Source organism: Sphingomonas sp. (assembly GCF_035998645.1).
In the GTDB taxonomy this organism is placed as follows: Bacteria; Pseudomonadota; Alphaproteobacteria; order Sphingomonadales; family Sphingomonadaceae; genus Sphingomonas.
In genome coordinates, this window is record NZ_DASYHL010000003.1 from 658,029 (window position 1) to 671,425 (window position 13,397).

At 66.5% G+C, this 13,397-nt stretch carries 13 protein-coding genes; 10 read left to right on the forward strand and 3 right to left on the reverse strand.

Annotated elements, in window-relative coordinates:
• The first annotated feature begins 138 nt into the window (after positions 1-138).
• Genes VGN66_RS07010 through VGN66_RS07035 form a run of 6 tightly spaced genes read left to right on the forward strand, consistent with a single transcriptional unit; the run spans position 139 to position 5,927 of the window.
• A complete protein-coding gene (locus VGN66_RS07010) occupies positions 139-1,092 on the forward strand; it encodes a polysaccharide deacetylase (RefSeq protein WP_327518126.1) in 954 nt (317 codons plus the stop codon).
• Positions 1,089-2,009: a GNAT family N-acetyltransferase gene (locus VGN66_RS07015; RefSeq protein WP_327518127.1), complete on the forward strand. Its 921-nt coding sequence runs from the start codon at positions 1,089-1,091 to the stop codon at positions 2,007-2,009. The genes VGN66_RS07010 and VGN66_RS07015 overlap by 4 nt, the downstream gene beginning before the upstream one ends.
• A 9-nt stretch (positions 2,010-2,018) precedes the next feature.
• Positions 2,019-2,750, forward strand: coding sequence for a DNA repair protein RecO (gene recO, locus VGN66_RS07020; RefSeq protein ID WP_327518128.1), 732 nt, complete (start codon positions 2,019-2,021; stop codon positions 2,748-2,750).
• Positions 2,751-2,799: 49 nt separating this feature from the next.
• A complete protein-coding gene (leuB, locus tag VGN66_RS07025; protein WP_327518129.1) occupies positions 2,800-3,846 on the forward strand; it encodes a 3-isopropylmalate dehydrogenase in 1,047 nt (348 codons plus the stop codon).
• An 8-nt stretch (positions 3,847-3,854) separates the two neighbouring features.
• Positions 3,855-4,946 (forward strand): glycosyltransferase family 2 protein, encoded by a 1,092-nt coding sequence (locus tag VGN66_RS07030; protein WP_327518574.1) that lies wholly within the window; start codon positions 3,855-3,857, stop codon positions 4,944-4,946.
• Between the two features lie 42 nt (positions 4,947-4,988).
• A complete protein-coding gene (locus VGN66_RS07035; protein WP_327518130.1) occupies positions 4,989-5,927 on the forward strand; it encodes a TraB/GumN family protein in 939 nt (312 codons plus the stop codon).
• On the opposite strand, the gene VGN66_RS07040 is transcribed toward VGN66_RS07035, so the two are convergent.
• Complete coding sequence (locus VGN66_RS07040) at positions 5,924-7,162, reverse strand: glycosyltransferase family 39 protein (protein WP_327518131.1); 1,239 nt, start codon at positions 7,160-7,162, stop codon at positions 5,924-5,926. The two genes, VGN66_RS07035 and VGN66_RS07040, sit on opposite strands and share 4 nt — an antisense overlap.
• 82 nt (positions 7,163-7,244) lie before the next feature.
• Between VGN66_RS07040 and metZ the strand changes: the two genes are divergently transcribed.
• Genes metZ through VGN66_RS07060 form a run of 4 tightly spaced genes read left to right on the forward strand, consistent with a single transcriptional unit; the run spans position 7,245 to position 10,179 of the window.
• Positions 7,245-8,453: an O-succinylhomoserine sulfhydrylase gene (gene metZ, locus VGN66_RS07045; RefSeq protein ID WP_327518132.1), complete on the forward strand. Its 1,209-nt coding sequence runs from the start codon at positions 7,245-7,247 to the stop codon at positions 8,451-8,453.
• Entirely contained in the window at positions 8,450-8,848 is a 399-nt protein-coding gene (gene apaG, locus VGN66_RS07050; protein WP_327518133.1) for a Co2+/Mg2+ efflux protein ApaG, read from the forward strand. The genes metZ and apaG overlap by 4 nt, the downstream gene beginning before the upstream one ends.
• Before the next feature lie 3 nt (positions 8,849-8,851).
• On the forward strand, positions 8,852-9,646 hold the full coding sequence (locus tag VGN66_RS07055; RefSeq protein ID WP_327518134.1) for a LysR family transcriptional regulator: 795 nt from the start codon (positions 8,852-8,854) through the stop codon (positions 9,644-9,646).
• Positions 9,643-10,179 carry a GNAT family protein gene (locus VGN66_RS07060; RefSeq protein ID WP_327518135.1) on the forward strand — a complete coding sequence of 179 codons (537 nt, stop codon included), beginning with the start codon at positions 9,643-9,645 and terminating at the stop codon, positions 10,177-10,179. Before VGN66_RS07055 ends, VGN66_RS07060 begins: the two co-directional genes overlap by 4 nt.
• Positions 10,180-10,182: 3 nt before the next feature.
• Here the strand turns inward: VGN66_RS07060 and VGN66_RS07065 are convergent, their stop codons facing one another.
• Together VGN66_RS07065 and VGN66_RS07070 are read right to left on the reverse strand one after the other, a co-directional pair.
• Positions 10,183-12,486 carry a hypothetical protein gene (locus VGN66_RS07065; protein WP_327518136.1) on the reverse strand — a complete coding sequence of 768 codons (2,304 nt, stop codon included), beginning with the start codon at positions 12,484-12,486 and terminating at the stop codon, positions 10,183-10,185.
• Entirely contained in the window at positions 12,461-13,378 is a 918-nt protein-coding gene (locus tag VGN66_RS07070; protein ID WP_327518137.1) for a hypothetical protein, read from the reverse strand. Before VGN66_RS07070 ends, VGN66_RS07065 begins: the two co-directional genes overlap by 26 nt.
• Positions 13,379-13,397 lie beyond the last annotated feature (19 nt).

The window sequence follows — 13,397 nt, forward strand, 5'->3', positions numbered from 1 at the left end:
CCGCATCGCGCGGAAGTGTCAGGCGGCTTCCTCACATACGGCGTTTTTTGTCAGAATTGTCAGAATGCTGAACGCAAGCGTTCACCAATCCCGCCCACATTTTGCGATTTCTTCACCCAAGCCCGCTAGGCCGCAGCCATGCCCACGCGCGTTTTCCTGACGGTCGATACCGAATTGATGTGGCGGCACCATGCCGCCGGGCTGCCGATTGGTGAGATCGCGGAGCGGTCGCTGGAGCCGGCCGGGGTCGGCGTCGGCTACCAACTGCGTCGCTTTGCGGAGCATGGCCTCAAAGCCACCTTCTTCGTCGATCCGATGCCGGCGGTGGCGCACGGGCTCGATCCGATCCGCCGCGTGGTCGAGGCGATCCTTGAGGCGGGGCAGGAGGTTCAGCTGCACCTCCACCCCAATTGGGCCGCCGCACGCGACGAGGATCGGAGCGCCGCTGCGTCGTTCGAACTGATCGACTTCACCTTCGCCGAACAGCGCGAGCTGATCCGCGCCGCGTCCGACCTGCTCGTCGCGGCCGGGGCGCCGCGCCCAATCGCCTTCCGCTCGGGCAGCTACAGCGCCAGCGACGACACGCTCGCCGCGCTGGCCGAGCTCGGCATCCGCTATGACAGCAGCCATAATGGCTCCGAACATCCCTGGCCCAGCGCCATCGGCCTGAACCCGCGCCAGATTGCCCCGGTCGAACATCGCGGCGTGATCGAAGTGCCGGTGACGCTGATTGAGGATGTGCGAGGCCATCTGCGGCACTTCCAGATCTGTGCGCTGTCGACCGCCGAGATGCGCGACGCGCTCGACCATGCGGCGGCGGCGGGCCATGCGGCAGTGACGATCGTCAGCCACGGTTTTGAGCTGGCGAACCGCGCCGGTACCCGCCCCAATGCGGTGCATGTCGCCCGCTTCGACGCGCTGTGTGCGATGCTGGCTGAGCGGCGCGGGGGCATGGAGACGGTGCATTTCGCCGACCTCAATCATCTGCCGCTGGGGCAGGACGACGCCCCCCTCGGCCCCAGCCTGATCCGCACCCGGATGCGTCAGGCGCAGCAGCTCTGGTCCAATCTGGTGGCGGAGCGCGCCGCATGACCGCGACCGCGCGACCCACCCCGCTCAATTTCCGCATCGGCGCGCGGACATTGATGGCGGTGCAGCGCGACATGGTCCGCGTGCCGCTCAGCCTGGATGAGGCGCGCGAAGGCCGTTTGCCGGTGCTGCCGCCGCTACCCCGCGACGCGCATGGCTATGTCGTGACCTCGCTGCCCGAGGATCGGCTGGAGGCGATGGCCTATGCCTCGGGCAAGATGATCGGCTTCGTGCGTCAGAAATATACGCGCTATTATGCCGATCTGACCGGCGGGTTCGATGCCTATATGGCCAGCCTGTCGGGCAATGCGCGGCAGGGGGCGAAGCGCAAGGCGAAGAAGATCGCGCAGGTTTCCGGCGGCGATCTCGACATTCGCAGATATCGCACGCCGACGGAGCTGGAGGCGTTCCACGACATCGCCCGCCGCATCGCGCTGCGCACCTATCAGGAAAAGCTGATGGGGGAGGGGCTGCCCGCGACGCCCGAGTTCATTCAGGGAATGCTGACCGCAGCGGCGGCGGATACCGTCCGCGCCTGGCTGTTGTTCATCGCTGGGGAACCCGCCGCCTATCTCTACTGCCCCGCGCATGGCGAGACATTGGTCTATGAATATGTCGGCCACGATCCGGCCTTCAACGACCTGTCCCCCGGCGCAGTGTTGCAAGTAGAAGCCTTCCGCGACCTGTTCGGTGAAGGAAAATTCCCCCGATTCGACTTCACCGAAGGCGATGGCCAACACAAACGCCAATACGCAACCGGCGGCGTCCCTTGTGTGGACTTGTTGCTCTTGCGCCCCACCGTCACCAACCGCGTGACCACCGCCGCGCTCGGCGGGTTCAACCGGACGGTGGCCGGCGGCAAGGCTTTGGTGGACGCGGTGGGACTGGAGAAGCTGTCAAAGAAGCTGCGCCGGGGCTAAGCCCTTGCGATGCATCTGCGCACTTCCGCCATCGTCGTCGCGATCCGCCCGCATGGCGAAAGCGGCGCGATCGTCCGGGCACTGACCGCCGAAGCGGGGTTGCTGGCCGGCTATGTCCGGGGTGGCAGGTCGCGACAACACCGCCCGGTGCTCCAGCCGGGCAACATCATCCTCGGCGACTGGCGCGCCCGGACCGAGGATCAGCTGCCGGCGCTGGTGGCGGAACTGGTGCACAGCCGCGCACCGTTGTTCCGCGAACCCTTGCCCGCCGCAGCGATCGACTGGGCCACCGCGCTGACCGCCGCAGCGCTGCCCGAGGGGCAGCCCTATCCGCAGCTCCATTCGGCGCTGGAGGGGCTGCTCGACGCCATCGAAGCCGCCCCGGCGGCGCGGGGCTGGGCGGTGGCGATGGTCCGCTACGAATTGCTGCTGCTCGCCCTGCTCGGCTTCGGCCTCGACCTCGACCAGTGCGCCGCCACCGGCGCGACCGAGGATCTGGCGTTCGTCAGCCCGAAAAGCGGCATGGCCGTCAGTACCGCGGCCGCCACCGGCTATGAAGCGAGGCTGTTCCGCCTGCCCCCCTTCCTCCGCCAGGGTGGCGCAGCGGAGTGGGACGACATCCTCGACGGCCTCCGCCTCACCGGTCATTTCCTCAATCGCGACCTGCTCTCCGGCCGCGCCGCCGAAATCCTCGCCGCCCGGTCCCGGCTGGTCGACCGCATCAACAGGGCAGTTGCGTGATGCGCCGCACCACGGCAAGGGGCCTGCACCCTGAGCAGGTGGAGTAGTCATGCCGTTGATCGCAATCCTTCCCGGCGACGGGATCGGCCCCGAAGTCACCGCCGAAGCACGCCGCGTCCTCGACGCCCTCGATCTTGGCCTGACGTTCGAGGAGGCACCGGTCGGCGGTGCTGCCTATTTCGACAGCGGCCATCCACTGCCCCCCGCGACGCTCAACCTGGCCAAGCGCGCCGACGCGATCCTGTTCGGCGCGGTCGGCGATCCGCGCTGCGACGCGCTCGAGCGGCATCTGCGCCCCGAACAGGCGATCCTCGGGCTGCGCAAGGAACTCGGCCTGTTCGCCAATCTGCGCCCCGCCACGTTGTTCCCCGGTCTTGAGGATGCGTCGGCGCTGCGGCCCGAGGTCGCCGGCGCGATCGACATGGTGATCGTCCGCGAACTCAATGGCGACGTCTATTTCGGCGAGAAGGGTATGCGCACCACCGCGTCTGGCCGCCGCGAAGGCTATGACGTCATGTCCTATAATGAGGATGAGGTCGTCCGCATCGCGAAGGTCGGGTTTGAAACCGCCCGCGCCCGGCGTGGCAAGCTGTGTTCGGTCGACAAGGCCAATGTTCTGGAAACCTCGCAGCTGTGGCGCGACGTGGTGATCGAGGTCGCGGCCGACTATCCCGACATCGAACTCAGCCACATGTATGTCGACAACGCCGCGATGCAGCTGGTGCGCAATCCCGGCCAGTTCGACGTGATCGTCACCGGCAATCTGTTCGGCGATATCCTGTCGGATCAGGCGAGCATGTGCGCGGGTTCGATCGGCATGCTCCCCTCCGCCTCGCTCGATGGCAGCGGCAAGGGGCTGTACGAGCCGATTCATGGCAGCGCGCCCGACATTGCCGGGCAGGGCAAAGCCAATCCCTGCGCGACGATCTTCTCGGCGGCGATGCTGTTGCGCTATTCGCTTGGGCTCGCGGAGGCCGCAGACCGGATCGAGGCGGCGGTCACCGCGGCGCTCACCGGCGGCGCGCGCACCGCGGATCTCGGCGGCACGCTGTCGACGCAGGCGATGGGCGATGCGGTGGTGCGGGCGCTGGCGTGAGCGCGGCGATGCTCGAACTGGCGGTCGTCGTCCCGACCTTCAATGAGGCACGCAACGTGCCCGTGATGGTCGCGGCGCTCGACAAGGCGCTGGCCGGGCGCCGCTGGGAAGTGATTTTCGTCGACGACAACAGCCCCGATGGCACTGCCGACGTTGCCCGCACGATCGGGCGCAGCGACCCGCGCGTGCGGGTGGTGCAGCGGATCGGACGGCGCGGCCTGTCCTCGGCGACGATCGAGGGCATGTGCGCCACCGCTGCCCCGTTCGTCGCGGTGATCGACGGCGACATGCAGCATGACGAGACGCTGCTGCCCAAAATGCTCAACGCGCTGCTCGCCGACGACAGCGTCGACGTCGCGATCGGATCGCGCTTCGTCGAGGGCGGCGGCACCGGCGAATGGGATCGCGACCGCGTCGCGAAGTCCGAACTCGCGACCCGCATTTCGCGCAAGGTGCTCAAGGCAGATCTCAGCGACCCGATGAGCGGCTTCTTCATGGTCCGCAGCGATGTGGTGCGTGGCATCATCCCGCATCTTTCGGCGATCGGGTTCAAGATCCTGCTCGACATCCTGACCGCCAGCCCGCGCGCACTCAAGTTCGTCGAGCTCCCTTATGTGTTCCGCACGCGCCAGATCGGCGAGAGCAAGCTCGACCATGTCGTCGCGATGGAGTTCCTGATCGCGCTCTACGACCGCATGTTCGGGCGGGTGGTGCCAGTTCGGTTCGTGATGTTCTCTGCGATCGGCGCGATCGGCGCGGGGGTGCATTTTGCGGCCTTGTGGCTGCTCTTCCGCATGTTCGGATACAGCTTCCTCACCGGCACGATCGTAGCGACGGTGATCGCGATGACGTTCAACTTCTTCCTCAACAATGCGCTGACCTATCGCGATGCGCGGTTGAAGGGGTTCAGGCCGCTGCTCGATGGCTGGATCGGTTTCTGCATCGTCTGCTCGGTCGGGGCGGTGGCGAATATCGGCGTGGCGGCGTTCCTGCACGATGTTCAGCAGGCGCAATGGGCCCCCTCTGCGCTGGCGGGAATTGCGGTCGCGGCGGTGTGGAATTTCGCGCTGTCGTCACGGTTCGTATGGGGTCGCTACTGACGCTGCCTTATTGGCGCTTTGATTGCCGGTGAAGCTGCGGCGATGAACCGTTCACGCCTGCTGCGTCTCGCCCTCGCGCTCTCGGTGAGCATCGCCTGCCCCGTGTTCGCGCAGGAAGCGGTGCCTGGCGGTGTGGAGGAGGTGGTCGTCACTGCCCGCAACTCCGGCGCGCCGATGTGGACCGTCCGGACTCCCACCGGGGTGGTGCTGGTCGTGGGCGAGATGCGCAACGTGCCGAAGGCGACGCCATGGTATCCCGACCGGCTGGAACGCGCGGCGGGCGGCGCACAGCGCATCATCTTGGGCACCAAGGCCAAGGTCTCGCCGGGCGACATCTTGCGGCTGATCTTTTCCGGCGGAAAGCTGACCAAATTGCCCGACGGGCGCGTTGCCGCCGACTATCTCGACGCGGACCGGCTGGCGCGGTTGCGCGCGATCGAGGCGCGCTACGAACAGGATTATGATCGGCGCAATTTCCTGATCACGTCGTTCGACCTGCTCTCACGGCGGCTGGCGTTCAGCAAAGACACGGGGGACGATGCGACCGATGTCGTGCGCAAGGCGGCGCGGCGCGGCGACATCCCGACCCGACCGGTCGGTGAAGTGCGCGGCGAAGACATGCTCGACAATCTGTTCGCCGCATCGCCGGAAACGCACATTCCATGCCTCGACGCTGCGATGGCAGCGGCAGAGATCGGCCCCGAGATCGTGCTCGCGCGCGGCAAGGCCTGGACCGGCTACGACGTCCCTGCGGTGATGGCGAACCCACTCGAGACCGCGTTGGGCCGCTGCTGGCCCTGGACCGACAATAATCTCGGCGCGGAGTTGCGCGGGCAATGGGTGGTCGCGCTCGATGAGGCGCTCGCCCAGCCCGGGGTGACGCTCGCGGTCGTGCCAATCCGGGTGCTGGCAGAGGACGGCGGGGTGCTCGATCAGTTCAAGGCGCGCGGTCTGGACATCAGCGGACCACGCTGGCGCTAGGCCCAACCGGGAAGCCACATCCATCGCTTGAACGCACCAGCGCCGGTCAGGTCCTGCGCCGCGATGATCGGATAAAAATAGGCAAACAGCCCCATCGCGGGCACCAGCAGCCACTCGTCGCGTCGTTTCAGCGCATCGCGCCAATGGTGGAAGGCGACCGCCAGCACCACGCACAGAATGATGCTGGACAGGTAATAATAATAGAAGAACCCCAGTGACTTGGGGATCACCGCCCACACCCCGAGCGAGAACGTCCACAGGATCGCGGCGGCGAGCGGCACGCCCGCCTTGTCCCGCAATCCCGCCCACCAGCACGCCGCGACCGCGACAAGGCCGGTCCACAGGATCGCCGGATTGCCGATCAGCAGAACGCCGCGCATCGCCCCCTGATCCGGCTCATAGAAATACCAGATCGGGCGCAGCATCAGCGGCCAGGTCCACCAGTTCGACTGATAATTGTGTGGAGTCAGCACCTGCGTCTGCAGCGCCAGCATCTCGAACTGGAACGGGATCAGCCGCGCCAGCGTCATCGGGTTGGTGGCGTAGAAAAAGGCTGGGGCGAAGGTCGCGAAATAGGTGGAGACGCTGACCACGCCGAGCACGCCCAGCGCGGGCAGCCAGTGCATCCCGCCGAACCGCTTGGGGTCACGGTGCCGCAGCCACAGGAACGCGACCCCGGCCAGTGCGACATAGGGCACCGCCGCCCACTTCACCCCGACCGCCGCCCCGAACAGCACCGCGCAGGCGAGCCAATAGCCCCACGCCCGCCGCGACTCGGCGTGCATTGCGGCGAGGAACGCGACCCCGGCCCAAACGAGAAATCCGCCCATAAACACGTCGAGCATCCCGATCCGCGCCTGCACGAACACCAACTGCCCCAGTATCGCAAAGATCGCGGCGAACAGGGCCGGGCGGGTCGCGCGGGTCAGCAACAGGGTAAAGGCATAGACCCCGGCGATCGTCGCGCTGCCGAACAGCGTCGAGAAGATCCGCCACCCCAGCGCATTGTCGCCGATCAGGTGAATGCCCAACGCAATCAGCGACTTGCCCAGCATCGGATGTTCGGGATTGGTAATGTGCGAGAAGTCGAGCAGCACGCGCGCGGCGGTGACGTAATGCACTTCGTCGAACAACAGGATGCTCGGGCGCTCGACGCCGATGGTGAACAGGATCTGCGCACCGACCGCGATAAGCAGGCCGAGCAGGACGGGGCGCTGTTCGATACGGTCGAGCATTGCCCGAGTCGATAGCTGAGCTTGATGCGTGCGTCACCCGTTGCGCTTGCGCCCCCGCGCCATCCGCTTCTAGAGGGACATCATGAAGCGCCGCACCGGACAAGATCGCAGCATTACCCGCAACTGGAAGCCTGCAACGCTCGCAGTGCGCGGCGGGACTGCGCGAAGCGAATGGGGGGAGACGAGCGAAGCGCTCTTCCTCACCTCGGGCTATGCCTATGACTGTGCCGGGGACGCCGCCGCCCGCTTCGCCGGCGAGCAGCAGGGCATGACCTATTCGCGGCTCCAGAACCCGACGGTCGAGATGCTCGAACATCGCATCGCGCTGCTCGAAGGGGCCGAGGCATGCCGTGCGACCGCGTCGGGCATGGCGGCGATGACGGCGGCGTTGCTGTGCCAGCTGTCGGCGGGCGACCATCTGGTCGGTGGGCGCGCCGCGTTCGGATCGTGCCGCTGGCTGACCGACACGCTGATGCCGCGCTTCGGGATCGAGACGACGGTCGTGGACGCGCGCGACCCGCAGCAGTTCGTCGACGCGATCCGCCCGAATACCAAGGTGTTCTTCTTCGAGACCCCGGCTAACCCGACGATGGACATCGTCGACTTGAAGGCCGTGTGCGACATCGCGCGCGAACGCGGCATCACCACCGTGGTCGACAACGCGTTCGCCACGCCAGCGCTGCAGCGGCCGATGGAGTTCGGCGCGGACGTGGTCGCCTATAGCGCGACCAAGATGATGGACGGGCAGGGCCGCGTGCTCGCCGGGGCGATCTGCGGCACCGAGGAGTTCATCACCAACACGCTGCTGCCCTTCCACCGCAACACCGGGCCGACGCTGAGCGCGTTCAATGCGTGGGTGGTGCTCAAGGGGCTGGAGACGCTCGACCTGCGCATCCGCCGCCAGAGCGAGAATGCGATGAAGGTCGCGCGCTTCCTCGAAGGCCGCGTTTCGCTGGTCAACTATCCCGGTCTGCCCAGCCATCCGCAGCATAATTTGGCGATGAGCCAGATGGCGGCGGTCGGCCCGATCTTCTCGTTCGAACTCGATGGCGGGCGCACTCAGGCGCACGGACTGCTCGACGCGCTCGGCCTCATCGACATTTCGAACAATATCGGCGATTCCCGCTCGCTGATGACTCACCCCGCCTCCACCACGCACAGCGGCGTCGCCGAAGAACAGCGGCTGCTGATGGGCGTGCGCGAAGGGATGCTGCGGCTCAATGTGGGGCTTGAGGATGCCGACGACGTGATCGCCGACCTCGATCAGGCGCTGACGGCGGTTGGTCTATGAAGGCGCTGTTCGGCCAGGAAGCGGTCACGCGCGACATCACGGTGCGCGTGTCGGTCAGCTACCTGTCCGATCAATCCGAACCCGGCCGCGGCCGCTGGTTCTGGGCCTATCACATCCGCATCGAAAACGGCGCGCACCAAGCGGTGCAACTGCTCTCGCGCCGCTGGACGATCACCGACGGGCGCGGCAGCCAGCATATGGTCGAGGGCGAAGGCGTGGTCGGCGAACAGCCGATGATCGCGCCGGGATCGAGCTACGACTATGTCTCCGGCTGCCCGCTGACCACGCCGACCGGGTGGATGGAGGGCAGCTACCAGATGCTCGGCGCCGACGGCCATGAATTCGACGTCGCGATCCCCCGCTTCGCGCTGCGTGCGCCGGCGGTGGCGGAGTAAGGCATGAAGCGTACACATCTCCCCCTCAACGGCCTGCGCGTGCTCGACGCGGCGGCGCGGCATCTGTCCTTCACCCGTGCGGCGGACGAACTGGCGGTGACTCCGGCGGCGGTCGGCCAGCAGATTCGCGCGCTTGAAGATACGCTGGGCGTCGTGCTGTTCCGCCGCACGACCAAGGGTCTGGAGCTGACGCCCGAGGCGCATGCCGGGCTCGACGCGCTGCGCGCCGGTTTCCTTCAATTCGAGGAATCGGTCCGCGCGATGCAGGCGGGGCAGTCGTCCAAGTCGCTGACCATCGCCGCACCGCGCGACCTGACCGAAAAATGGCTGATGCCGCGCCTCGCCGAAATCGCGCGCGCCGATCCCGAACTGCGCTTCGTGCTGATCGCTGCGGACGAGGCGATCGACTTTACCGAAGCCAATCTCGACCTCGCCATCCGCTGGGGCGAAGGGCCAGGCGAGCATGAGGGCGAGGCGCTGGAGAGCGACGGGATGGTCACTGTCGCCAAGCCCGGCGGACGCGGCGAAACCCCGATCGGCTGGCCTGGCTGCGTTGCCGAGGATGGCACTGCGCTGGTCAAGGTCGGCGATGCCGGACTCGCGCTCGACGCAGCTGCTGAAGGGCTGGGTCGCGCGACAGTGCCCGAACTGCTCGCGCGCGCCGACATCGAAGCGGGCCGTGTCGCGGTGGTCGGCGACCCGATCCCCTCAAGGCTTGGCTATTGGCTGGTCGCGCCGCTGCCGCAGTGGCGGCAGAAAAAGGTGAAGTCGCTGGTCGAGGCGCTGGCGGAGGCGTGACGGCGCTTCCCGTGCTCGAAACCGCGCGGCTCCGGCTGCGGGGAATCGTCCCCGATGATGCCGAGGCGATGTTCCCGGTGTTGTCGGACGCCCCGTTGATGCGCTGGTGGTCCAGCGCACCTCATGGCGATGTTGCCGAGACCCGCGCCTACCTGACCTATGCACCCGATCCCGACGGCATGCGCAGCTGGGCGATCTCGCTGGGCGAGGCCGCTCCGGCGATCGGTTGGGTGACGGTGATACGACGTCGCCCCGGGGTGAACGAGATCGGCTATATTCTTGCGCGTGATCATTGGGGTTCGGGGATCGCGCACGAGGCCGTAGCGCGGGTGATCGACCTGCTCTTCCACGACGAAGGGCAGCGCCGGGTGTTCGCGGATGTCGACCCGGACAATGCAGCGTCGCGGGGCTTGCTCGAACGGCTGGGCTTCAAGCTCGAAGGCCATCTGCGCGCCGAATGGGAAACGCATATCGGCGTGCGTGACACGATCATCTATGGCCTTTTGCGCGACGAATGGGCGACGCGCGGCTGACGATCAGCGCCGGGTTGAGGCGCGGATGGCGTCCACCAGAATCCAGATCAGCAGCGGCACGAACAGCGCCAGCGCGATCGCCATCGCGACCTCGACGCTGCCCATGATCGCGGTGCCGACCTGCTTGTCCGCCGCCGTGGAAAACAGCAGGGATTTGGGCGCATTGTCCTCCCCAGCCGCCTTTTCACCGATCCAATAGATCATCTGACCTGCGCCAAAGATGCCCATGCCCCCCAGCAACAGGTTGATCCGCAGGTCGCGGCGCGCGCTTTCCTGATCTGCGCGCTGCTGGCGGCGGCGGCGCAGGTCGCTGGCGTGATCCTCCAGGCTGGCGATCGCGGTGGTCAGTGCAGCCTGTTTGCGATTGGTACCGCGCAGGTCCTGCAGCTTGGCGAACACATCGCGCTCGGTATCGTAGCGGAACGGGTTGGCGTAGCGGAACCGCTCATAATCCTCGAACTCGGCGAGCTTGGCCCGATTGATCAACAACTCGGTCGGGTCGCCGGAATCGTCGGGGTCGATCTCTTCGCGATCCCGCAACGCGCGCAGCGCCGCGCTGTCGTGCGGAGTGCGTCCTGCGGTCATCGCCGTGATCCGTTCGATCCGCGCCATGCTGCGTTCCTCATGCGCGCGCGCCAGGAACTCGTTGTGCAGCGCCAACAGGTGAATCAGGAATGCGTAGGGGCAGGTACCGATATAGTCGTTGCCGATCTCAAGGCTGCGGCTGCGCGGGACATAGGTGATCATCGCGCGGTGGTTGGCGTAGCGGACGAAGAAGCGCTCGTCCGACTGTTCGTCGCTGTCGGGATAGATCGGGTCGATGCTGTCCAGGATCTCGGACGTGTCCTGGTTCATGAAGTCGATGATGTTCTGGTTGAACCCGGCGAGGAACAGATAGTCGAGGCAGTCGGCGCGATTCAGCTCGAACGCCGGCACATGGTGACGGATCGGGGCCGCCAGCGGTTGGTGTTTCGCATCGAGCAACTGGACACAGGTGCCTTCGCGCATCGCCTTTTTCAGGCCGTCATGATCGTTGGGCTTGAGCACGACATGGGGCGGCGCACCCCGTACCTTTTTCGCGCCTTCCGCCGGGGCGCGCGCAAATCCACCGGCGGCGAGCATCGCGTCATATTCGGCCCGCTTTGTGGCCCAGTTCCAGAAATCCGCCGCCACGCGGTCGCGCGGATTGACCTCCTTCTTCTCCTCTTCCGCCGTCGGTTCGCCAAGGTGAACGCGACGGGGCGGCAGGCCCTTGGCATCGGGGGCGGTCAGGTCGCTGATCTGCTTCTGATAGGGCGCATAGCATCCATCGCGGACCATCGATTTGCGCGGGACCGAGGCGAGTCCGGCGGCGTCGAGCGGCATCAACCGGTCGAACAACCGCTCGTCATGCACGACGAACATGAAGCGCGACTTGGGCACCTTCAGTCCCGGCACCTCGATGAACGGGACCATGTCGACAAGGCCGGTCTCGAACCCGTGTGCCGGCGCAGGGATATCCAATTCGCGCGCGACTCGCGGAAACAGGGCTCGTGCGTCGCGCGTGAGGCGCTGCTGAACGAACGGCCAGAAGCGTGCCTCCTTGCCGTCCGCATCTTCGACCTTGAGCGTATCGAGCGGGTCGATGCCGAGCGGCGTGTCGCTGAACACATCGACATAGGGATCGGCGGTCTCGATCAGCGCGGTCAGCAATTCGGGCTTGAGCGCATATTCCTTGGGCGCGGCCAGCTTCTGCAGCAGCGACAGGAAATAATAGGTCGATGGGTCATAGCCCGACCGCGCGACGCCATTCTCGTCGAAAACTTCCGCATAATGGTGGTTGAACGACAGATGATAGGTAAGCGCCCCGTTGTTGTGCGAGACCCAGAAGGTGCGCAGCCCGACGCGGCGCGGATCGTCGAGCGCGGGGGGATGCGCCTCAAACGTCACCCCCTCGGTCATCCAGGTCGTGCTTTTATCGACCTTGAATGTCAGCGGCTCGCTCCGCCGGATCAGCGCGGCGGCGTCTTCGAGGTCGTTGCACTGCGCGGCGGTGGTGGCGAGCAGATATTCCTGTACCTCGCCCTGCGTCTCACGGTCGGCGATGTCGTTGAACAGCGGGTCGATCGCATTGCGCAGCGCGAGCGAAGGCAAATGACGCATCTGTGCGCGGCGGAACACCGAAGAGGGGAGGTGCTCGACAGCCTTGCGACCGAGCGCCTGAGCGACCCGGTCGGGCTCGATATAGAGCGACAGGGTCCAGTAGATCGTCCCCGGAACCGCGGCGTCATAGCTGCCGGGCTTATGCTCCCGTCCCCTGATCGCCATGTCTGCAAGCCTCCCGTGCGAGATCGCGGAAAAAGTCGAAATTGGGGCGAGGCGTCGCGGCCAGCCGGGCGAGCGCCGGCACCATCGGCAGCAGCGCGACCGGATCGGCGCGGGCGGCGAGTGCAGCCAGTTGCTGCGCCGCTGGCCCGCCGGGTGCTTCCGCTTCGCCCTTGAGCACCGAAATCCCGAAGAAGCTCTGCAAATGATCGCGCAGCAGCGCAGCGGGAACGGCATCGCCCGGATAGCCGATCGCGGCGTAGATCAGCCCGTCATCGGGATGCTGGTCGGCCGACAGCGCGGGCTGGACATAGGGAAAATCGACCACCCGCGCACCGATCCGCGCCCAGATGGCCAGACGGTCGACCTGATCCAGCCCCGAATGGTCGCTGTCGGCGGCATAGGCTTCGGCGGTCAGGCGCAGCGGGTCATTCTGTTCGATGAACAGCACCGGCGCGGGGCCGTCCGGATCGAGGCCCAGCACGCTCAGCGCTGTGCGGCGGACATCGGCGAGGATGCGGCGCAGCAGCCCGCGCCCGCGCGCGGCCGCTTCGACATAGACATAGTTGAGCGCGACCGTCGCAGGGGCAGGGGCGTCGCCTGCGGTGGTGGCGGCGAGGAAGTTCGCGCCGCCGAGCAGCACGCCGTCCGCATCCTCGAACGCCATCGCCACTTCGCAATGGCGGCGGCTATAGGCGTTGCGATGCGTTTCATTGAGCGCGAGGCACTGGACGAAGCCGTCAAACTCCTCACGCTCATCGGGCAGGATGAAGGCGCGGTCGTAACCGTCGAAAAAGCGGCGCAGCACCGGCGAATGCGGGTCGCTGGTCGCGGTGACGCGGACCCCGTCGTCCCAGGTCCATGAAAGATCGGCGACGGGTGCGGGCAGGCTCATGCCGTCATTCTTGTCACGC

Bases quoted from the DNA above. Each gene is read 5' to 3' on its own strand.
- VGN66_RS07010 (WP_327518126.1), top strand. From the start codon at position 139: ATGCCCACGCGCGTTTTCCTGACGGTCGATACCGAATTGATGTGGCGG.
- VGN66_RS07015 (WP_327518127.1), top strand. From the start codon at position 1,089: ATGACCGCGACCGCGCGACCCACCCCGCTCAATTTCCGCATCGGCGCG.
- recO (WP_327518128.1), top strand. From the start codon at position 2,019: ATGCATCTGCGCACTTCCGCCATCGTCGTCGCGATCCGCCCGCATGGC.
- leuB (WP_327518129.1), top strand. From the start codon at position 2,800: ATGCCGTTGATCGCAATCCTTCCCGGCGACGGGATCGGCCCCGAAGTC.
- VGN66_RS07030 (WP_327518574.1), top strand. From the start codon at position 3,855: ATGCTCGAACTGGCGGTCGTCGTCCCGACCTTCAATGAGGCACGCAAC.
- VGN66_RS07035 (WP_327518130.1), top strand. From the start codon at position 4,989: ATGAACCGTTCACGCCTGCTGCGTCTCGCCCTCGCGCTCTCGGTGAGC.
- VGN66_RS07040 (WP_327518131.1), bottom strand. From the start codon at position 7,162: ATGCTCGACCGTATCGAACAGCGCCCCGTCCTGCTCGGCCTGCTTATC.
- metZ (WP_327518132.1), top strand. From the start codon at position 7,245: ATGAAGCGCCGCACCGGACAAGATCGCAGCATTACCCGCAACTGGAAG.
- apaG (WP_327518133.1), top strand. From the start codon at position 8,450: ATGAAGGCGCTGTTCGGCCAGGAAGCGGTCACGCGCGACATCACGGTG.
- VGN66_RS07055 (WP_327518134.1), top strand. From the start codon at position 8,852: ATGAAGCGTACACATCTCCCCCTCAACGGCCTGCGCGTGCTCGACGCG.
- VGN66_RS07065 (WP_327518136.1), bottom strand. From the start codon at position 12,486: ATGGCGATCAGGGGACGGGAGCATAAGCCCGGCAGCTATGACGCCGCG.
- VGN66_RS07070 (WP_327518137.1), bottom strand. From the start codon at position 13,378: ATGAGCCTGCCCGCACCCGTCGCCGATCTTTCATGGACCTGGGACGAC.